This is a genomic window from Citrobacter europaeus (assembly GCF_037482245.1).
GTDB classification, from domain to species: domain Bacteria; phylum Pseudomonadota; class Gammaproteobacteria; order Enterobacterales; family Enterobacteriaceae; genus Citrobacter; species Citrobacter europaeus.
This window is the reverse complement of sequence record NZ_CP148084.1, coordinates 1,802,223-1,821,228: the sequence shown is the minus strand read 5'-3', so window position 1 is coordinate 1,821,228 and position 19,006 is coordinate 1,802,223. Positions and strand designations below refer to the sequence as shown.

Sequence of the window (19,006 nt, the reverse complement as noted above, 5' to 3'; positions counted from 1 at the left end):
TATTCTTTCATGTTTCCCATTGCATACAGGCGTATTTCACGGAAGAATGCGCACGATGTTTTTTAAACACAGTGGATTGATATGAAGGTACTGGTTACCGGAGCCACCAGCGGCTTGGGCCGAAACGCGGTTGAGTTTCTATGCAGCAAAGGCGTCAGCGTCAGAGCTACCGGTCGCAATGAAGCGATGGGCAAGCTGCTGGAGAAAATGGGCGCAGAGTTTGTACATGCCGATTTGACCGAGCTGGTGTCTTCACAGGCAAAAGTGATGCTTGCCGGCATCGACACGCTGTGGCACTGCTCCAGTTTTACCTCACCGTGGGGAACTCAGGAAGCCTTCGATCTGGCCAACGTTCGAGCGACCCGACGTCTGGGCGAGTGGGCCGTGGCCTGGGGCGTACGTAACTTCATTCATATCTCCTCTCCATCGCTCTATTTTGATTATCACCACCATCGCGATATCAAAGAAGATTTCCGTCCACATCGCTTCGCCAATGAATTCGCCCGCAGCAAAGCGGCAGGCGAAGAGGTAATTGCGCTGCTCGCGCAGGCTAACCCGCAGACCCGCTTCACGGTATTGCGCCCACAAAGTCTGTTCGGACCTCACGATAAAGTCTTTATTCCACGCCTGGCCCATATGATGTATCACTACGGCAGCATCCTGCTGCCGCACGGCGGAAGCGCGCTGGTGGATATGACCTACTACGAGAATGCAGTGCACGCGATGTGGCTGGCCAGTCAACAAGCCTGCGATAAGCTGCCGTCGGGACGCGCGTACAACATTACCAACGGCGAGCATCGCACCCTGCGCAGCATTGTGCAGAAACTTATCGACGAGCTGAATATTGATTGCCGTATCCGCTCCGTGCCCTACCCGATGCTGGATATGATTGCCCGCAGCATGGAGCGTTTAGGCAATAAATCGGCGAAAGAGCCAAAGCTTACGCATTACGGCGTCTCGAAGCTGAATTTCGATTTTACGCTGGATACTACCCGCGCTCAGGAAGAGTTGGGTTATCAGCCCGTTGTGACGCTGGATGCAGGAATTGAGCGTACCGCGGCCTGGCTGCGTGACCACGGTAAGCTGCCGCGTTAACCCTGCCCGTATTTCTCCAGTAACGCTTCGGCAATTGCCTGAGTTTCTGCATCCGCCACGCCGTTCCACAACGTCGGGCGGAAGTGCATCTGAAACGCCATAATCACCCGCTGCTGTTCACGCGGCGTCATATCAGGTTTTACTTCATAACCATAGCGCGACAGCAGATCGAGTAATGATGCGGTTTCTACCGGCGTATGGGGCGCTCGTCCGGCAAGATAAAATGCCACGCGCTGGGCATCGGGCCACGCGCCGATGCCCTGAGCGGCCAGTGCTTTCCACGGAAATAGCGGGCCGGGATCGTCCTTGCGCTGCGGAGCGACGTCCGCATGGGCCACCACGTTCTGCGGTTTTATGTCGTAGCGGGCGATAATATCTTTCGCCAATGGGATTAACGCCTGAATTTGCGCGGGCTCAAACGGCGCAAAATACTTGCTGCCCGCTGATTTTTGCCAGCCGCGGTTTTCCAGCTCAATGCCGATCGAAGTATCGTTGATACGCGTAGCGCCGCGCCAGAAGCTAATCCCTGCATGCCAGGCCAGATCTTTTTCCGGGACCAGTTGCCAGATACGCGGCTTGCCGTGGTAGAGCGGCGGCACTGCCGGGATCAGATAGTGTGAACTGACGTTTTTATCGGTCAGCGTAGCCAGAGAAGCGTCGAAATCATCCGCCGTGTAATGGATAACCAGCACTTTAATGCGCGGGTAAGCAGCCTGCGCCTGACGGCGGGTATCTAACTGATACCCGTCTTTGTCGACTATTCCTTTTTCGCCAGTACACCCCACCAGCAGTAGCGTTAATGTCAGCAAATACAACAGACGTTTCATCGACGAGTTTTCACCGCGGTGCCGCTGACGCTCACCATCAGCATGCTACCGTCCTTGCCCACCGTTTCGTAATCGATATCGATACCAACTACCGCATCAGCACCGAGTGCTTTCGCCTGTTCACCAAGCTCCTGAAAAGCAATTTCACGCGCTTTACGCAGCTCTTTTTCATACGCGCCGGAGCGACCGCCGACAATATCGCGAATGCCGGCGAAAAAATCGCGGAAGATATTCGCGCCTAAAATGGCTTCACCAGTAACAACACCGCAGTATTCCACGATGCTCTGTCCTTCCAGCGTAGGGGTTGTCGAAAACTGCATGATTAATCTCCTTTTTGCGCTAAGAGCACGATCTCAAAAGCATTATCGAACCGATCCACTATCATTGAAAGGATATATTCTATCAACGTAGAACACTAATAGTAGAAAGCTAATAAGGAAATCATTATGCGCTACTCGAAACTCTCTCTGCTGGTTCCCTGTGCACTACTTCTCAGCGCCTGTACTACCGTGACGCCGGTCTATAAAGATAACGGCACGCGTAGCGGTTCATGCGTAGAAGGCGGGCCAGACAGCGTGGCTCAACAATTCTATGATTACCGTATTCAGCATCGAAATAATGACATTACCTCCCTTCGCCCGTACCTCAGCGACAACCTGGCTAAGCTGCTGAACGATGCCAGCCGTGATAACGCGCATCGCGAACTGTTTAACAGCGATCCGTTCTCCAGTCGCGCCACGTTACCGGACAGCGCCAGCGTCGCCAGCGCATCGACTATTCCGAATAGTGATGCACGTAACATTCCACTGCGTGTAGAGCTGAAACAAGGTGACCAAAGCTGGCGTGATGAAGTGCTGATGATCCGTGAAGGCCAGTGCTGGGTCGTTGACGATGTCCGCTATCTGGGCGGCAGCGCACACGCGCCAGCCGGGACGCTGCGCCAGTCTGTCGAAAACCGCTAACCGCCCCATTCACCTGCTTAAATCATAATCCCCATAAATTGTCTGGCATTCTGCATAGAATGCCGACAATTATTCTTGCCCACTGGTGGCCCCGCTATTTTGTGCTATGTTTAGATAAGAATGCGGTTTGCATTTAACTTTTAACGCATAAATATTGCATAACTATTCTGTCAAAGGTAGTATCTGCGGCTTCAATAGCTATCAGACTGCCAGTATCGAGTGTCAATGAGTATTCAATTAAACGGCATTAACTGCTTCTACGGCGCACATCAGGCGCTGTTCGATATCACGCTGGATTGCCCTCAGGGTGAAACACTGGTGTTACTTGGCCCAAGTGGCGCCGGGAAAAGCTCGCTGCTGCGCGTACTCAACCTGCTTGAGATGCCGCGCTCGGGCACGCTCTCTATTGCGGGTAACCGTTTCGACTTCACTAAGACCCCGTCAGATAAAGCCATTCGGGATCTGCGTCAAAACGTGGGCATGGTCTTCCAACAATACAACCTCTGGCCACATCTCACGGTTGTGCAGAATCTGATTGAAGCGCCCTGCCGCGTACTGGGTCTGACAAAAGAGCAAGCGATGGCGCGCGCCGAGAAACTGCTGGAACGTCTGCGCCTGAAGCCATACAGCGATCGCTATCCGCTGCATCTCTCAGGCGGCCAGCAACAGCGTGTGGCCATTGCCCGCGCGTTGATGATGGAGCCACAGGTGCTGCTGTTTGATGAACCGACCGCCGCGCTTGACCCGGAAATTACCGCCCAAATCGTCAGCATCATTCGTGAACTGGCGGAAACCAACATTACTCAGGTGATCGTCACTCACGAAGTGGAAGTTGCCCGTAAAACAGCCAGCCGTGTGGTGTATATGGAAAACGGTCATATCGTCGAGTTTGGGGATGCGAGCTGCTTTGCCAACCCGCAAACCGAAGCGTTTAAAAACTATCTTTCTCACTAAGATTCGGGACAATACAATGAAAAAAGTTCTGATTGCCGCGCTAATCGCAGGTTTTAGCCTTTCCGCTACCGCAGCCCAAACCATTCGTTTCGCCACCGAAGCGTCTTATCCTCCGTTTGAATCAATCGATGCTAATAACAAGATCGTCGGGTTTGACGTTGATCTGGCGAATGCGCTGTGTAAAGAGATTGACGCTACCTGTACCTTCACCAATCAGGCCTTCGACAGCCTGATTCCGAGCCTGAAGTTCCGTCGTTTTGACGCGGTAATGGCCGGTATGGACATCACCCCAGAGCGTGAAAAACAGGTGCTGTTCACCACCCCGTATTACGACAACTCTGCGCTGTTTGTTGGCCAACAGGGTAAATACACCAGCATTGATCAGCTGAAAGGCAAAAAAGTCGGCGTACAAAACGGGACTACACACCAGAAATTCATCATGGATAAACATCCGGAAGTGACTACCGTGCCGTATGACAGCTACCAGAATGCCAAACTCGATCTGCAAAACGGTCGTATTGACGGCGTATTTGGCGATACCGCTGTGGTGACCGAGTGGCTGAAAGATAATCCTAAGCTCGCCGCGGTTGGCGACAAAGTGACGGATAAAGATTACTTCGGTACCGGTCTGGGCATTGCTGTGCGCCAGGGCAATACCGAACTGCAGCAGAAATTTAACGCTGCGCTGGAAAAAGTGAAGAAAGATGGGACTTACGAGACCATCTACAACAAATGGTTCCAGAAGTAATATTTGATGAATGAATTTTTTCCGTTAGCAAGCGCCGCCGGGATGACCGTCGGCCTTGCCGTTTGTGCGCTGATCATTGGCCTCGCGCTTGCCATGTTGTTTGCCGTCTGGGAGTCCGTAAAATGGCGTCCGGTGGCATGGGCAGGTTCAGCGCTGGTTACCATTCTGCGCGGGTTACCAGAAATTCTGGTGGTTCTGTTTATCTATTTCGGCTCCTCGCAACTGCTGCTGACGCTGGCCGATGGTTTTACGATTAATCTCGGGTTTGTAGACATCCCGGTACAGATGCAGATCGAAAACTTCGACGTCAGTCCGTTCCTGTGCGGTGTGATTGCTCTGTCTTTGCTGTACGCCGCCTATGCGTCGCAAACGCTGCGTGGCGCATTGAAGGCCGTACCACTCGGACAATGGGAATCGGGTCAGGCGTTGGGTTTATCTAAAGCCGCGATCTTCTTTCGCCTGGTGATGCCGCAGATGTGGCGTCACGCACTGCCGGGACTGGGTAACCAGTGGCTGGTATTGCTGAAAGATACCGCACTGGTCAGCCTAATCAGCGTGAACGATCTGATGCTGCAAACCAAAAGCATTGCCACGCGTACCCAGGAGCCTTTTACCTGGTACATTGTGGCGGCGGCTATTTACCTGGTGATTACGCTGGTAAGTCAGTACATTCTCAAACGCATTGACCTGCGCGCGACACGTTTTGAGCGGAGACCAGGCTGATGCTCGAGTATTTACCTGAATTGTTGAAAGGGCTGCATACCAGCCTGACGCTGACGGTCGCCTCCATCGTGGTTGCTCTGGTGCTGGCACTGATTTTCACCGTCATCCTGACGCTGAAAACGCCGGTACTGGTCTGGCTGGTCCGCGCCTATATCACGCTGTTTACCGGTACGCCGTTGCTGGTGCAAATCTTCCTGATCTACTACGGGCCAGGACAGTTCCCGACGCTACAGGAGTATCCGGTACTGTGGCATCTGCTCTCCGAGCCTTGGCTGTGCGCGTTAATTGCGCTGTCGTTAAACAGTGCGGCTTACACCACGCAACTGTTCTACGGCGCTATCCGCGCCATCCCGGAAGGCCAGTGGCAGTCATGCGGTGCATTGGGGATGAGCAAAAAGGATACGCTGGCGATTCTGTTGCCATATGCCTTTAAACGCGCCCTCTCCTCGTATTCCAACGAAGTGGTGCTGGTGTTTAAAAGTACCTCACTGGCTTACACCATCACGCTGATGGAAGTCATGGGCTATAGTCAGCTGCTGTATGGTCGCACTTATGACGTCATGGTCTTCGGCGCGGCGGGTGTGATTTATCTGATCGTCAACGGTTTGCTGACGCTGATGATGCGCTTAATCGAACGTAAAGCGCTGGCGTTTGAACAGCGGAATTAAACATATGCCTGATGGCGCTACGCTTATCAGGCCTACGGTTCATGCACCTTTTGTAGGCCGGATAAGGTGCTAGCACCGCCATCCGGCAAATATGCATAAAGTAAAAAACATGAAGACGGACAAGAACCTAAATTGTCCGTCTTTTTTTATATCTGAAAAAATACTTAATCATTTTTATTGCATATAAATTCATTAAATGGCATTGTTAATCCACGCCGCAGACACGGTAAATAATCATAAGATTGACAGACGGGAGTTCCACTATGAAAAAGTTAGTACTGGCTGCATTACTTGCTACTTTCGCCGCTGGCGCCTCAGCCGCTGATAAAATTAGTTTCGGTGTATCAGCAACTTACCCGCCATTTGAGTCGCTCGACGCAAACAATAAAATTGTCGGATTTGACATCGATCTGGCAACGGCGCTGTGCAAACAAATGCAGGCTGACTGTACTTTCACCAATCACGCTTTCGACAGCCTGATCCCCGCGCTGAAATTTAAGAAATATGATGCGGTAATTTCCGGAATGGATATCACGCCTGAGCGTAGCAAGCAGGTTGCATTTACTCAGCCGTACTATGCAAACTCCGCGCTGGTGATTGCGAAAAAAGACACCTATAAAACCTTTGCCGACCTGAAAGGAAAACGCATCGGCATGGAAAACGGCACCACGCACCAGAAATACTTGCAGGACAAACATCCTGAAGTGAAAACCGTGGCCTACGACAGCTATCAGAATGCGATTATCGACCTGAAAAATGGTCGTATTGATGGCGTATTTGGCGATACCGCTGTGGTTAACGAGTGGCTTAAAACCAACCCGCAGCTAGGCGTAGCCACTGATAAAGTGACCGACCCACAATACTTCGGTACTGGCCTTGGCATCGCGGTTCGCCCGGATAACAAAGCCCTGCTGGAAAAACTGAACAGCGCGCTGGCGGCAATCAAAGCTGACGGCACGTACCAGAAAATCAGCGATCAGTGGTTCCCACAGTAACGTCTGCCCAGTCTGAAAAGCCGCGCTCTGCGGCTTTTTTTATCTCTTCGCCTGCGCTTTCAGTCAGTTCTTACTCCAGAAACGCATTCCTGGCGTACACTTGTTAAAACGAAAAAAAGTGAGGCAAAAGGATGATAGCATTCCCTGCCAGTTTACTGATCCTCAATGGAAAAAGTGCTGATAACCTTCCCCTGCGTGACGCCATTGCGAATCTGCGTGATGAGGGCGTGGAAATTCATGTTCGCGTTACCTGGGAAAAAGGCGACGCCCAACGATACGTTGATGAAGCTCGTCAGTTGGGCGTTGAAACGGTGATTGCCGGTGGCGGCGACGGCACAATAAACGAAGTCTCGACGGCGCTTATCCAGTCGCAGGGCGGCAATATTCCGGCGCTGGGTATTTTACCGTTGGGAACGGCGAATGACTTTGCCACCAGCGTTGGTATACCCGACGACCTTGATAAGGCGTTAAAGCTGGCTATCGCCGCAAATGCGACGGCGATCGATATGGTGCAGGTCAATGATAAAACCTGTTTTATCAACATGGCAACCGGTGGCTTCGGCACACGCATCACGACCGAGACACCAGAAAAACTCAAGGCTGCGTTGGGTGGCGTATCGTACTTTATTCACGGATTAATGCGCATGGATACGCTCAAACCCGACATCTGCGATATTCGAGGGGAAGACTTTCACTGGCAGGGTAAAGCGCTGGTAATTGGTATCGGTAATGGTCGTCAGGCCGGTGGGGGGCAACAGCTATGCCCGACAGCGCTTATCAACGATGGTCTGCTGCAACTGCGTATTTTTACCGGCGAAGAGCTGTTGCCTGGGCTGCTTTCGGCGTTAACGCAATCCGAAGACAACCCTAACATTATCGAGGGCGCATCATCGTGGTTTGATATCCGCGCCCCGCATGAAATTACCTTTAATCTCGATGGCGAACCGCTCAGCGGACAAGAGTTTCATATTGAAATCCTGCCCGCGGCGTTACGTTGCCGACTGCCGCCGGGTTGTCCGCTGTTGCGCTAACACGATGGCAGTCGCCTGAAATCAGGCGATGGTGACTTTGCTATCCAGATAAACATCCTGCACGGCGTTAATCAGCTTAACGCCGTCGGCCATGGTTTTCTTGAATGCCTTGCGCCCAAGAATCAGCCCCATACCGCCCGCACGTTTGTTAATCACCGCAGTACGTACCGCATCGCTCAGATCGGTTTCGCCGCCAGCCGCACCGCCAGAGTTAATTAACCCGGCGCGTCCCATATAGCAGTTCGCCAGTTGATACCGCACCAGGTCAATCGGGTTGTCGCTGGTCAGCTTGCTATAGACGCGATCGTCGGTGTAGCCAAAATTGACCGCTTTATACCCGCCGTTATTTTCCGCCATTTTTTGCTTCACGATATCCGCCCCGATAGTGGCCGCCAGATGGTTAGCCTGCCCGGTAAGATCGGCAGAAACATGGTAATCCACGCCATCTTTTTTAAACGCCGGGTTACGCAGATACGCCCACAGCACCGTGACCATACCCAGCTCATGAGCACGCTCGAATGCGGCAGAAATCTCTTCAATCTGGCGGCGAGACTCCTCTGAACCGAAATAGATGGTTGCCCCCACCGCAACCGCACCCATATTGAACGCCTGCTCTACGCTGGCATACAGCGTCTGGTCAAACGTATTGGGATAGCTCAGCGTTTCGTTGTGGTTAATTTTTACCAGGAACGGAATGCGGTGCGCGTAGCGACGGGAAACAGAAGCCAGCACGCCATAGGTCGATGCCACGCAGTTACACCCTGCTTCGATAGCCAGCTCCACAATATTCTTCGGATCAAAGTACAGCGGGTTAGCCGCAAACGATGCTCCAGCGGAGTGCTCCACGCCCTGGTCCACCGGTAGAATAGACAGATAACCTGTCCCGGCCAGTCGGCCCGTGTTATACAGCGTCTGCATATTACGCAGCACGGCTGGCGGACGGTTGTTATCCACCATCACGCGGTCGACGTAATCATGTCCAGGCAGGTAAAGTTGATCAGAAGGAATGGTCATACAACGATGCTGTAAAAGGTTGTCGGCGTCTTTGCCAAGCAACTGCGCAATATCAGTCATAGCTATGCTCCCGTAAGTTCCGCTTTGAAAACGGAATGTGGATTGTCCTGGCCCGTTTTGTTGCGGGCAGCAATAAGCCTGGTACCGACTGCGTTTTTTTTCCATCTTTAGCGCACTTTTCAGCAACTTCTGCTGGCTCGATTCAGGAAGAAATAATGTTAAGGCGGTCAAATTTAGACCTCAAAGGTATTTTAAAGGTATTATCGAATGGTACTATCATGGCGTACCTTACCTGTCATGAAGGATTTAAAGATGAAAACTACAGTTAAGCTGTCGTTCATGATGTTTGTAGAGTGGTTTATCTGGGGCGCCTGGTTTGTACCGCTGTGGCTGTGGCTGAGTAAAAGCGGCTTTAGCGCCGGGGAGATCGGCTGGTCTTACGCCTGTACCGCGATTGCCGCGATCCTGTCGCCCATCCTGGTCGGCTCTATCACTGACCGCTTTTTCTCCGCGCAGAAAGTGCTGGCGGTGTTGATGTTCGCTGGCGCTATTTTGATGTATTTCGCCGCCCAGCAAACCACCTTCAGTGGATTCTTCCCGCTGTTACTGGCCTATTCGTTAACCTATATGCCGACGATTGCGCTGACCAACAGCATCGCTTTTGCCAACGTACCGGACGTTGAACGTGATTTCCCACGCATCCGTGTGATGGGGACCATCGGCTGGATTGCTTCTGGTTTGGCCTGCGGTTTCTTACCGCAAATGCTTGGCTATAGCGATATTTCACCCACCAATATCCCCCTGCTTATCACTGCCGGAAGCTCCGCGCTGTTGGGCGTCTTTGCGTTCTTCTTACCGGATACGCCGCCAAAAAGTACCGGCAAGATGGATTTCAAAGTCATGCTGGGTCTGGATGCGCTGATCCTGCTGCGTGATAAGAACTTCCTCGTCTTTTTCTTTTGCTCTTTCCTGTTCGCAATGCCGCTGGCGTTCTATTACATCTTCGCCAACGGCTACCTGACAGAAGTCGGAATGAAAAACGCCACCGGCTGGATGACGCTGGGCCAGTTCTCTGAAATCTTCTTTATGCTGGCGCTACCGTTTTTCACCAAACGCTTTGGCATTAAAAAGGTATTGCTGCTTGGTCTTATTACTGCGGCTATCCGCTACGGATTTTTCGTTTACGGCGGCGCGGAGGAATATTTCACTTATGCTCTGCTGTTTCTCGGCATTCTGCTGCACGGCGTTAGTTACGACTTCTACTACGTCACGGCCTACATTTATGTCGATAAAAAAGCACCGGTACATATGCGCACCGCTGCGCAAGGGCTTATCACCCTCTGCTGTCAGGGATTCGGCAGCCTGCTCGGTTACCGTCTGGGCGGCGTCATGATGGAAAAAATGTTTGCTTATCAGGAACCGGTTAATGGTCTTACCTTCAACTGGGCTGGCATGTGGGGATTTGGCGCGGTCATGATCGCCGTCATTGCCGTGATGTTTATGATTTTCTTTCGCGAATCAGATAAAGAAATCACCGCCATTAAGGTGGACGATCGCGATGTAGCGTTGAAACAAGGGGAAGTGAAATGAAAGCAGAACGTATTCTCGGTGCTCTTTATGGGCAGGCGTTAGGGGATGCGATGGGTATGCCGTCGGAACTGTGGCCACGAACCCGGGTAAAAGCTCATTTCGGTTGGATCGACCGTTTTTTGCCCGGCCCTGCGGAGAATAATGCCGCCTGCTATTTTAACCAGGCGGAGTTCACTGATGACACGTCAATGGCGCTGTGTCTGGCAGATGCCCTGCTCGAGTGCGACGGAGAGATTGTGCCAGACGTTATTGGCCGCAATATTCTGGCCTGGGCCGAACGTTTTGACGCCTTTAATAAAAACGTGCTCGGCCCAACTTCAAAAATCGCGCTAAAAGCCATTCGCGACGGCAAACCTGTCGCCGAACTGGAAAACAACGGCGTGACCAACGGAGCGGCAATGCGCGTTTCGCCGCTGGGATGCCTGCTACCCGCCCGCGATGTTGATGCTTTTATCGATGATGTAGCATTGGCCTCCAGCCCGACGCATAAATCGGATCTGGCTATCGCTGGCGCTGTTGTGGTCGCGTGGGCGGTATCACGCGCTATCGACGGAGGCCAGTGGTCAGAGATTGTCGATGCGCTACCTGCCATTGCCCAACATGCGCAGCAAAAAAGGATCACGACCTTTAGCGCATCACTCTCTGCACGACTTGAGCTGGCACTGAAAATCGTCCGTAATGCTGACGGCATTGAGTCTGCCTGCGAGCAGTTGTATCAGGTTGTGGGCGCCGGAACCAGTACCATTGAATCCGTGCCTTGCGCCATTGCTATGGTTGAACTGGCGCAGACCGATCCTAACCGCTGCGCTATTCTGTGCGCAAACCTCGGGGGTGATACCGACACCATCGGGGCGATGGCAACCGCCATTTGTGGCGCTATCCATGGCGTAAGCGCGATTAACCCGACATTGAAACATGAGCTGGATGCGGTAAATCAGCTCGACTTTATCCGTTACGCCAGTGGATTGATGCGACTGCGCGAGCAGCGGGAGGCGCTATGATCGCCACGCATCTGCAACACCTCCTCCCGCAGTTGCGTACACAGCGGCCCGTTACGGTGGTGGGTGCGGCGGTAATTGATGTCATTGCCGATGCATATGCCCTTCCCTGGCGCGGATGTGACATTGAACTCAAACAGCAGGGGGTGAACGTTGGCGGCTGCGCGCTCAATATTGCCGTGGCGCTCAAACGTTTAGGTATCGACGCCAGTAATGCTTTACCGCTGGGTCAAGGGGTGTGGGCCGACATTATCCGCAACCGGATGGCAAAAGAGGGATTGCACAGCCTGATCGACAATGCCGCGGGCGATAACGGCTGGTGTCTGGCTCTGGTCGAGCCGGATGGCGAACGTACCTTTATGTCCTTTAGCGGCGTTGAAAATCAGTGGAACGCTGACTGGCTGGCACAGCTGGATATCCCACGCCATAGTCTGGTGTATCTCTCGGGCTATCAGTTAGCCTCTGGGTGTGGCGAACTGCTGGTGCAGTGGCTGGAAGGTCTGGAGGAGGTGACGCCGTTTATTGATTTTGGGCCACGCATCGGCGACATTCCCGAGCCCTTACTGGCAAGAATTATGGCCTGCCGTCCGCTGGTATCACTTAATCGTCAGGAGGCGGAAATTGCCGCCGAGCGGTTTGCATTAAGCCATGATGTAGAGGGTTTTGGCGCAGAATGGGTACAACGTTTCGCCGCGCCGGTAGTGGTACGCCACGATAAAGACGGCGCGTGGTATTTCAGCGCTCAGACATCCGGTTGCATACCGGCATTTGCGACAGCGGTCGTTGATACTATCGGCGCAGGCGACAGCCACGCGGGCGGCATGCTGGCCGGACTGGCGTCTGGCTGGACCCTGGCTGATGCCGTACTGCTGGGTAACGCGGTTGCGTCCTGGGTGGTAGGGCATCGCGGCGGCGATTGCGCCCCTTCGCGCGAGGCGTTACTCCTCGCACACAAAGACGTATAGATCGCTTCGACAATAGCTGATGCTGTATTCAATGGGCCGTTGCTGCTGGTCAAGCGCTACTTGCTTGATCACCAGTACCGGCACTTTGCTGTCCATTTGAATGTGCGCCTGGAACTCCGCATCAGGCATTCGGGCGCTGACGCGTGAGCGCGTGCGCTGCGGGAAAATATGCTGGCTGCGAAAATAGTCATACAGTGAAACGCCGATGGCATCCACGTCATGGATAAGATGGGCAGGAACCCATGACTCTTCAATAGAAACCGCGTCTTCATCTACATAGCGAATGCGCTTGAGCAGGAAGACGTCACTCCCCGCGGCAACAGCCAACTGCTGAGCCACCTCTTCCGGGCAAGGCACAATACGCTTGTTGACCCACAGCGTATCTGGCTTTTTACCGCGCAAAACCACCTGCTGTGAAAAACCACGCGCTTCTTTTAGCGAATACTCGAAGATGTTGTTGATCTGCGTCCCGTAACCACGGGCGCGCGTCACTACGCCTTCTTCTTCCAGGGCCTGCATCGCCTTGCGTACCGTAATTCGCGAAACGCCGGTTAACTGGCTGAGATCGCGCTCGCCGGGCAGGATATTTCCATGCTCCAGAATCCCGCTACGCACAGCGTTTTTCACTGTTTGCGCAAATTTCATATACAGCGGCGTGTTATCTGCCGCTGCAATGCGTTCATTCAGTTGCGCGATAAGCTGGGTATGCGCTTGTTCCATTTATCTTTTTCCTGCAGCCTTCTCTGCAGCCAGTATACCCATTACCACCACGCGTGGAAATGATGTACCGGACCAATTCCCTCACCAACCTCCAGGGTGTCGGCCTGCGCCAACGCCGCAGAAAGCCACAGCTTAGCTTCCTGCACTGTCTGTGCCCAGTTGTCATGGCGCGGACGCAGCGCCGCCAGCGCCGCGGATAGCGTACAGCCGGTGCCATGGGTATTTTTGGTCATCACCCTTGGCGCGGTAAAACGCTGCTCTCCCTCACGGGTAAAGAGCCAGTCGGGGCTTTGTGCATCCTCCAGATGACCGCCTTTCATCAATACCGCCTCGCAGCCCAGCGCCCGCAGTGCCCTTCCCTGCTCTAGCATCTCCTGCTCAGTCTGCGCATGGGGAGCCCCGAGCAGTGCCGCAGCTTCGGGTAAATTAGGGGTGATAATCGAAACCTGCGGCAGCAAATGGGTACGCAGTGTCTCTACCGCCGAGGGCGACAGCAACGGATCGCCGCTTTTCGCCAGCATCACCGTATCCAGTACGACATTTTGCACCCGATGGCGACGCAAACGTTCGGCAACCGCTTCAACAATATCCGTCTCCGCCAGCATACCGATTTTGGTGGTGTCGATACGCACATCACTCAACACCGAGTCCAGTTGTGCGGCAACAAAGTCAGGTTCTATGCGATAAACCGACTGCACCCCGCGCGTATTTTGCGCCACCAACGCCGTGATAACCGAACAGCCGTAAGCGCCTAGCGCCGAGAAGGTTTTTAAATCGGCCTGAATACCCGCACCGCCGCTTGGATCGGTTCCGGCGATCGTTAATGCGTTAATCCGTTTCATGCTTGCTCCTGTGCGTTCAGGTTATAGAGGGCATCGAGAAAAGCCGGGACAAAACTGCCCGGTCCGGTTGATTGTTGTGTGGCTATTTGCCCGGCCTGTTTCATCCAGCTACAGGCGGAGGCGATGTTATCAAGCCGGTCACCGTGCAGGGCGCAACTGGCCGCAACAACCGCCGACAGCGCGCATCCGGTGCCCACCACGCGGGTCATCAACGGATCACCGCCGTTCACGCAGACGGTACGCTGACCATCGGTCACGTAGTCCACTTCGCCGGTAACCACGACAATGGTCCCAACCTGACGAGCCAACGCCTGCGCAGCGGAAAGCGCAGCGGCTGGCGTATCTGTCGTGTCGACGCCGCGGCCCCCGCTGTTCATACCCGCCATAGCAAGTATTTCCGAGGCGTTGCCACGGATAGCGGCAGGCTGTAGTACCAGTAAATCCAGACAGAAGCGACGGCGAAACTCTAGCGCGCCCACGGCAACGGGATCGAGCGTCCACGGGGTTTTAACGAGATGTGCCCGCTCAACGGCGGCACGCATCGCCGTAGCCCGCGTCTGGGTTAAAGTGCCGACATTCACCAGCAACGCACTGGCGATAGCCGCAAACTGGCTGGCTTCCTCAGGCTCGATTACCATCGCAGGGGATGCGCCCAGCGCCAGTAGCGTATTGGCCGTAAAGCTTTGCACGACCTCGTTGGTCATACAGTGTGTGAGTGGTGAAAGCGTTCTAAATTGGTGCAAGGTGTGAGCCGCGAGTGCGCGGCTGTGCAGGTCAGGCTGCATGGTTCAGCTCCTGCCCGCGCGAAGAAGGGACACGAGCAGTGTCAGACTTCCCTACGCTGGCATTATCCAGATCAGGTGGTACGGGTATTTCTCAGCCTTCAATGAAGAAGGGCACCCCGAGTCGTTGTTACATAAAACTCAATAATATTAAAAGGACAGTAAGGGAAACTTACATACTTAAGCCCCTGCTATCCATTTACTGAATGGCGGAATGTATCCACACCGCATACTTTACCAGCCAGCGAGGGAGGTGAACAGCAGCGGTTTATTCTGGAAGGGGCGCTCATTGCCGCAGGCGTCGTCATCCACTCAGGCATTTCGTAGCGCGTCTCAATGCTGAGACACCACGATCATCCGCTCTTAAATTCCCAGGCAGACAGAAAGGTTGCAATTGAACATTCAGCCAGTTTCTCAAGTTTATGGGGATCAACTGCTTTTTGCGAGATTATTGCTCCAGGAAGCAGATATCCCATAATAGCCCCGAGGAAAGCAGTAGCCTGTAATTCCGGATTATCTAACGTGACTATTCCTTCATTATTTTTCTGTTCCAGAATTTCTGTCAGCGCCTGCAAAACGCGTCCAGAGTTTCTTTGCTCCAGCATGACGTGTAAATCGGGCTTTTGAACCAGCACTTGAATCAATAATCGCTGGAAATGGATATTCTCAGGGGTATAGAAATGATTCTGTACAACCCGGGCAAAACCTCTCAGGAGATCGGGAAAATCCAGTTGCTCCTGGAGTAACTGGCGTAAAGGCGGCTGCATTTTGTCATTCAGAAATTCAAACGTCGCCAGCAGGAGAGCATCCTTTCCCCCCGGAAAATGGCTGTAAAGGGTCGGCCGCGTTGTCCCTGCTTCACTGGCGATAGTATCAAGGGACACGTCAATGCCATGCTTGAGAAACAGCTCACATGCCGTTTGTAAAATGCGAGGGCGGGACTTCATTGGCCGCCCACGTTGATTAACCATTATTGCATTCCTTACGTTTGCCTTTTTTTAGTCTCGAGATTCCCTGCTGAATGAGAACAAAAAACAGTGGGACAAAGAGCAGCGTCAGTAACGTGCCTGTGAGCATACCGCCGATTACCGAAGTTCCAATCTCTTTCTGGCTGGAGGCCCCTGCGCCCGTAGAGAGTACCAGAGGGATAACTCCAACAACAAATGCCAGAGACGTCATGATGACAGGACGTAAGCGTAATCTTGCGCCTTCAAAAGCGGCCTGAATCAACGGTTTACCCCTGCGGATTTGCGCCAGAGCGAATTCAATAATGAGAATTGCATTTTTTGCTGACAGCCCCATCGTCGTTAGTATACCTACCTGGAAGTAGACATCATTTTCGAACCCGGCGATTAAGGCTGCACTCACTGCGCCGAGAACCCCAAGTGGGATAATCAGAAGCACAGCAATAGGCACAGACCAGCTTTCATATAAAGCAGCCAGACACAAAAATACGAACGCAACGGAGGCAAGATATACCCACAGTGTCTGTGCCGAGGAAGCCTGTTCTTGCCATGATATCCCGCTCCACTGCAGATCAAATCCTTCGATTGGCGCTATCAGCCTGACCATTTCAGCCATTGCTGCCCCAGAACTTATGCCGGGAGCTGCATCTCCTTGAAATTGCACAGCAGGTAATCCATTGAATCGCTGAAGCATTTGTGGACCAGTAGTCCAGCGGAAGGAGGCAAAACTGGCGAATGAGGTCATATCATCGCTACTGTTACGTACAAACCAGGCGGATAAGTTTTCAGGTATTGAACGCCATGGCGCATCACCTTGTATATAAACCCGTTTTACTCGGCCACGGTCAATAAAGTCATTAACATAAATCCCTCCCCATGCAGCAGAAAGAGTTTCGTTGATATCCGCCTGTTCAAGGCCGTGAGCTTGTGCTTTTTGTCTGTCAATATCTACCTGCAGCAACGCCTTTGCGGCAAGGCTGTTCACTCGCACAGCGTTCAGATTTTGGTTTTCTCTGGCGGCCGTAAGTAACATTGTTTGCGCCTGATTAAGACTGTGATAACCGCGGTCTGAAATATCCTGAAGCCATAATTCGAACCCACTGGATTGTCCCAGCCCACGAACTGTGGGTGGAGATACAATGCTGATAGCGGCGTTCTGAGACGTTTGATTAAAATATTGATTAGCCCTTGCGATAATAGCCTGAGCGCTGTTCGTTTCACCCTGACGCTCGTCCCAGTGCTTTAACTCAGCAACGGACATTCCCACATTTTGCCCGCTACCTGCGTTATTTCGGCCAGCGACCGTAAATATAGCGTTAAGATTGGCACTCTCCTGTGTCATAAAATAGCGTGTGATTTCATCTCCAACCTTCTGAGTCATTGACATTGGCGCCCCTGGAGGAAGAGTGAACTGGATTGATATTGCCCCCTGGTCCTCCTCCGGAAGAAAACTGGTCGCGAGTTTTTGATATTGCCAAACCATGAACATCGACATCAGAAAAGCGAGAATAATGATTCTCACAGGACGCGCTGATATTTGCGCAAGCATATTAATGTAGCGATGCTGACTTTTTTCGACATACCTGTTGAAATGAGTGAAGAATTTACCTTTCTTCTCATTTCGGCTTTTAAGCAAATGAGCGCACAACGTAGGGGTTAAAGTCAGTGCAACCAGCACGGAAAGCGACATAGCAGAAACAATGGTCACTGTGAACTGGCGGTAAATAATGCCGACTGAGCCACCAAAAAACGCAATTGGAATAAAAACGGCGGATAAGACCAGCGCGATACCTATTAATGCACCGGTTATTTCCCGCATGGAGTGGAGCGTAGCCTGCAGCGGATCGAGATGTTCTTCTTCCATCACTCGTTCGACATTCTCAACCACGACAATCGCGTCGTCGACAAGTAGCCCAATGGCAAGCACCATGGCAAAGAGTGTTAAGGTATTGATGCTATAACCCAGCAGACTGAGGATGCCGAATGTGCCCAATAATACGACGGGCACCGTCAATGAGGGGATTAATGTGGCTCTCCAGTTTTGTAAAAATAGATACATTACCGCCACAACAAAAACAATCGCTTCAATCAGCGTCTGCACAACATTTCCGATGGACACCGTCACAAACGGTGTACTGTCACGAGGATAAGCAACGACAATGCCTTGCGGAAACCGATCTTTTAATCTGTTAACTTCAACGCGAATCTTTTCAGCAGTTTCCAGTGCATTAGCTCCGGATGCGAGTTGAATAGATATTCCAGCAGCAGGATGACCATTAAGTGTGGTCAGATTCTGATAGTTTTCAGCCCCAAGTTCGATTCGAGCAACATCTCGCAAATATACAGCTGAACCATCATTATTTGTCCGAAGAATGATTCTTTCAAATTGCGTTGATGTTTCCAGGCGGGACTGGGCGGTCACCGTCGCATTCAGATACTGATCATTGAGAGAAGGAAGAGAGCCAATCTCTCCGCTGGTCACTTGCGAGTTTTGTGCTTCGATAGCCGTTTGTACATCTGATGGCATCAAACCATAATTATTGAGTTGATGTGGGTTGAGCCAAATCCGCATGGCATATTGCGCACCAAAAACAGTTGTTTCTCCCACCCCCTTTATTCTACTTAAGGGCTCCTGCAACGTATTGATAAGGAAGTCGCTAATATCGACACTGGTTAAACGATCGTTGTGGTCATATAAGGCGATAACCATCAGGCTATCTCCCTGTGATTTAGTCACAGAAAGCCCCTGTTGTTGCACCTCCTGCGGTAGCCGTGTCATAGCCTGATTTACAGCATTTTGTACCTGGACCTGCGCTATATCGGGATTGATACCTTGTTCAAAGCTAAGACTAATACGAGACTGACCAGCTGAACTGCTGGTTGAAGAAAAATAAAGCAGACCATCAATTCCTTTGATTTGCTGTTCAAGTAGCTGCGTTACGCTGTCCTCAACGTTTTGCGCAGAAGCGCCTGGGTAGTTTGCCGTAACGTTCACCCCCGGAGGCGCAATATCCGGATACTGCTCAACAGGCAATGTGAAAAGAGCCAGGATACCGGCAGAAACGATGCAAATAGCAATGACCGCGGCGAATACAGGACGGAAAATAAAGAAGTGAGCCAGCATCGT

Annotated in this window: 19 protein-coding genes and 1 riboswitch; of the genes, 11 read left to right on the top strand and 8 right to left on the bottom strand. The window is 52.4% G+C overall.

What is annotated here, in order from left to right:
• Positions 1–81 precede the first annotated feature (81 nt).
• Positions 82–1,095, top strand: coding sequence for an NAD-dependent epimerase/dehydratase family protein (locus WHR59_RS08320; RefSeq protein ID WP_075145934.1), 1,014 nt, complete (start codon positions 82–84; stop codon positions 1,093–1,095).
• Here WHR59_RS08320 and WHR59_RS08315 read toward each other — a convergent pair.
• Both WHR59_RS08315 and WHR59_RS08310 read right to left on the bottom strand, forming a co-directional pair.
• Positions 1,092–1,922 carry an N-acetylmuramoyl-L-alanine amidase gene (locus tag WHR59_RS08315; protein WP_080624939.1) on the bottom strand — a complete coding sequence of 277 codons (831 nt, stop codon included), beginning with the start codon at positions 1,920–1,922 and terminating at the stop codon, positions 1,092–1,094. The genes WHR59_RS08320 and WHR59_RS08315 overlap by 4 nt on opposite strands.
• On the bottom strand, positions 1,919–2,242 hold the full coding sequence (locus tag WHR59_RS08310) for a heavy metal-binding domain-containing protein (RefSeq protein ID WP_001160725.1): 324 nt from the start codon (positions 2,240–2,242) through the stop codon (positions 1,919–1,921). Before WHR59_RS08310 ends, WHR59_RS08315 begins: the two co-directional genes overlap by 4 nt.
• 126 nt (positions 2,243–2,368) lie before the next feature.
• On the opposite strand from WHR59_RS08310, the gene WHR59_RS08305 reads away from it, so the two are divergent.
• From WHR59_RS08305 to yegS, 7 genes are all read left to right on the top strand, one after another.
• On the top strand, positions 2,369–2,884 hold the full coding sequence (locus WHR59_RS08305) for a lipoprotein (protein ID WP_338843805.1): 516 nt from the start codon (positions 2,369–2,371) through the stop codon (positions 2,882–2,884).
• 225 nt (positions 2,885–3,109) lie between these two features.
• Entirely contained in the window at positions 3,110–3,838 is a 729-nt protein-coding gene (artP, locus tag WHR59_RS08300; protein WP_003027295.1) for an arginine ABC transporter ATP-binding protein ArtP, read from the top strand.
• A 16-nt stretch (positions 3,839–3,854) separates the two neighbouring features.
• Positions 3,855–4,586 (top strand): arginine ABC transporter substrate-binding protein ArtI, encoded by a 732-nt coding sequence (gene artI, locus WHR59_RS08295; protein WP_003027298.1) that lies wholly within the window; start codon positions 3,855–3,857, stop codon positions 4,584–4,586.
• A gap of 6 nt (positions 4,587–4,592) precedes the next feature.
• Positions 4,593–5,309, top strand: coding sequence for an arginine ABC transporter permease ArtQ (artQ, locus tag WHR59_RS08290; protein WP_338843804.1), 717 nt, complete (start codon positions 4,593–4,595; stop codon positions 5,307–5,309).
• Positions 5,309–5,977, top strand: a complete 669-nt coding sequence (artM, locus tag WHR59_RS08285; protein ID WP_075145931.1) for an arginine ABC transporter permease ArtM — start codon at positions 5,309–5,311, stop codon at positions 5,975–5,977. The genes artQ and artM overlap by 1 nt, the downstream gene beginning before the upstream one ends.
• A 263-nt stretch (positions 5,978–6,240) precedes the next feature.
• Positions 6,241–6,972: an arginine ABC transporter substrate-binding protein ArtJ gene (artJ, locus tag WHR59_RS08280; protein ID WP_043016914.1), complete on the top strand. Its 732-nt coding sequence runs from the start codon at positions 6,241–6,243 to the stop codon at positions 6,970–6,972.
• 131 nt (positions 6,973–7,103) lie between these two features.
• Complete coding sequence (gene yegS, locus WHR59_RS08275) at positions 7,104–8,003, top strand: lipid kinase YegS (RefSeq protein ID WP_043016915.1); 900 nt, start codon at positions 7,104–7,106, stop codon at positions 8,001–8,003.
• A 21-nt stretch (positions 8,004–8,024) separates the two neighbouring features.
• Here the strand turns inward: yegS and fbaB are convergent, their stop codons facing one another.
• Positions 8,025–9,077 (bottom strand): class I fructose-bisphosphate aldolase, encoded by a 1,053-nt coding sequence (fbaB, locus tag WHR59_RS08270; RefSeq protein ID WP_043016916.1) that lies wholly within the window; start codon positions 9,075–9,077, stop codon positions 8,025–8,027.
• A 252-nt stretch (positions 9,078–9,329) separates the two neighbouring features.
• Between fbaB and WHR59_RS08265 the strand changes: the two genes are divergently transcribed.
• Genes WHR59_RS08265 through WHR59_RS08255 form a run of 3 tightly spaced genes read left to right on the top strand, consistent with a single transcriptional unit; the run spans position 9,330 to position 12,570 of the window.
• Positions 9,330–10,607 carry a nucleoside permease gene (locus WHR59_RS08265; RefSeq protein WP_043016917.1) on the top strand — a complete coding sequence of 426 codons (1,278 nt, stop codon included), beginning with the start codon at positions 9,330–9,332 and terminating at the stop codon, positions 10,605–10,607.
• A complete protein-coding gene (locus tag WHR59_RS08260) occupies positions 10,604–11,608 on the top strand; it encodes an ADP-ribosylglycohydrolase family protein (RefSeq protein WP_043016918.1) in 1,005 nt (334 codons plus the stop codon). The genes WHR59_RS08265 and WHR59_RS08260 overlap by 4 nt, the downstream gene beginning before the upstream one ends.
• Positions 11,605–12,570: a PfkB family carbohydrate kinase gene (locus WHR59_RS08255; RefSeq protein ID WP_220771480.1), complete on the top strand. Its 966-nt coding sequence runs from the start codon at positions 11,605–11,607 to the stop codon at positions 12,568–12,570. Before WHR59_RS08260 ends, WHR59_RS08255 begins: the two co-directional genes overlap by 4 nt.
• Here the strand turns inward: WHR59_RS08255 and WHR59_RS08250 are convergent.
• The 5 genes from WHR59_RS08250 to WHR59_RS08230 all read right to left on the bottom strand — a co-directional run bounded on the left by WHR59_RS08250 (position 12,544) and on the right by WHR59_RS08230 (position 19,003).
• A complete protein-coding gene (locus WHR59_RS08250; protein WP_043016920.1) occupies positions 12,544–13,290 on the bottom strand; it encodes a GntR family transcriptional regulator in 747 nt (248 codons plus the stop codon). The genes WHR59_RS08255 and WHR59_RS08250 overlap by 27 nt on opposite strands.
• Positions 13,291–13,331: 41 nt before the next feature.
• On the bottom strand, positions 13,332–14,132 hold the full coding sequence (gene thiD, locus WHR59_RS08245; protein WP_043016921.1) for a bifunctional hydroxymethylpyrimidine kinase/phosphomethylpyrimidine kinase: 801 nt from the start codon (positions 14,130–14,132) through the stop codon (positions 13,332–13,334).
• A complete protein-coding gene (thiM, locus tag WHR59_RS08240) occupies positions 14,129–14,917 on the bottom strand; it encodes a hydroxyethylthiazole kinase (RefSeq protein ID WP_043016922.1) in 789 nt (262 codons plus the stop codon). The genes thiD and thiM overlap by 4 nt, the downstream gene beginning before the upstream one ends.
• A 31-nt stretch (positions 14,918–14,948) precedes the next feature.
• Positions 14,949–15,046: riboswitch (TPP riboswitch) on the bottom strand.
• 221 nt (positions 15,047–15,267) lie between these two features.
• Positions 15,268–15,885, bottom strand: coding sequence for a TetR/AcrR family transcriptional regulator (locus WHR59_RS08235; protein ID WP_047410037.1), 618 nt, complete (start codon positions 15,883–15,885; stop codon positions 15,268–15,270).
• On the bottom strand, positions 15,878–19,003 hold the full coding sequence (locus WHR59_RS08230) for an efflux RND transporter permease subunit (RefSeq protein WP_338843803.1): 3,126 nt from the start codon (positions 19,001–19,003) through the stop codon (positions 15,878–15,880). Before WHR59_RS08230 ends, WHR59_RS08235 begins: the two co-directional genes overlap by 8 nt.
• Between the last annotated feature and the right edge of the window lie 3 nt (positions 19,004–19,006).

Bases quoted from the DNA above. Each gene is read 5' to 3' on its own strand.
- WHR59_RS08230 (WP_338843803.1), bottom strand. From the start codon at position 19,003: ATGCTGGCTCACTTCTTTATTTTCCGTCCTGTATTCGCCGCGGTCATT.
- WHR59_RS08320 (WP_075145934.1), top strand. From the start codon at position 82: ATGAAGGTACTGGTTACCGGAGCCACCAGCGGCTTGGGCCGAAACGCG.
- WHR59_RS08260 (WP_043016918.1), top strand. From the start codon at position 10,604: ATGAAAGCAGAACGTATTCTCGGTGCTCTTTATGGGCAGGCGTTAGGG.
- artI (WP_003027298.1), top strand. From the start codon at position 3,855: ATGAAAAAAGTTCTGATTGCCGCGCTAATCGCAGGTTTTAGCCTTTCC.
- artJ (WP_043016914.1), top strand. From the start codon at position 6,241: ATGAAAAAGTTAGTACTGGCTGCATTACTTGCTACTTTCGCCGCTGGC.
- WHR59_RS08255 (WP_220771480.1), top strand. From the start codon at position 11,605: ATGATCGCCACGCATCTGCAACACCTCCTCCCGCAGTTGCGTACACAG.
- WHR59_RS08250 (WP_043016920.1), bottom strand. From the start codon at position 13,290: ATGGAACAAGCGCATACCCAGCTTATCGCGCAACTGAATGAACGCATT.
- yegS (WP_043016915.1), top strand. From the start codon at position 7,104: ATGATAGCATTCCCTGCCAGTTTACTGATCCTCAATGGAAAAAGTGCT.
- WHR59_RS08265 (WP_043016917.1), top strand. From the start codon at position 9,330: ATGAAAACTACAGTTAAGCTGTCGTTCATGATGTTTGTAGAGTGGTTT.
- thiD (WP_043016921.1), bottom strand. From the start codon at position 14,132: ATGAAACGGATTAACGCATTAACGATCGCCGGAACCGATCCAAGCGGC.
- WHR59_RS08305 (WP_338843805.1), top strand. From the start codon at position 2,369: ATGCGCTACTCGAAACTCTCTCTGCTGGTTCCCTGTGCACTACTTCTC.
- thiM (WP_043016922.1), bottom strand. From the start codon at position 14,917: ATGCAGCCTGACCTGCACAGCCGCGCACTCGCGGCTCACACCTTGCAC.
- artQ (WP_338843804.1), top strand. From the start codon at position 4,593: ATGAATGAATTTTTTCCGTTAGCAAGCGCCGCCGGGATGACCGTCGGC.
- artM (WP_075145931.1), top strand. From the start codon at position 5,309: ATGCTCGAGTATTTACCTGAATTGTTGAAAGGGCTGCATACCAGCCTG.
- artP (WP_003027295.1), top strand. From the start codon at position 3,110: ATGAGTATTCAATTAAACGGCATTAACTGCTTCTACGGCGCACATCAG.
- WHR59_RS08315 (WP_080624939.1), bottom strand. From the start codon at position 1,922: ATGAAACGTCTGTTGTATTTGCTGACATTAACGCTACTGCTGGTGGGG.
- fbaB (WP_043016916.1), bottom strand. From the start codon at position 9,077: ATGACTGATATTGCGCAGTTGCTTGGCAAAGACGCCGACAACCTTTTA.
- WHR59_RS08235 (WP_047410037.1), bottom strand. From the start codon at position 15,885: ATGGTTAATCAACGTGGGCGGCCAATGAAGTCCCGCCCTCGCATTTTA.
- WHR59_RS08310 (WP_001160725.1), bottom strand. From the start codon at position 2,242: ATGCAGTTTTCGACAACCCCTACGCTGGAAGGACAGAGCATCGTGGAA.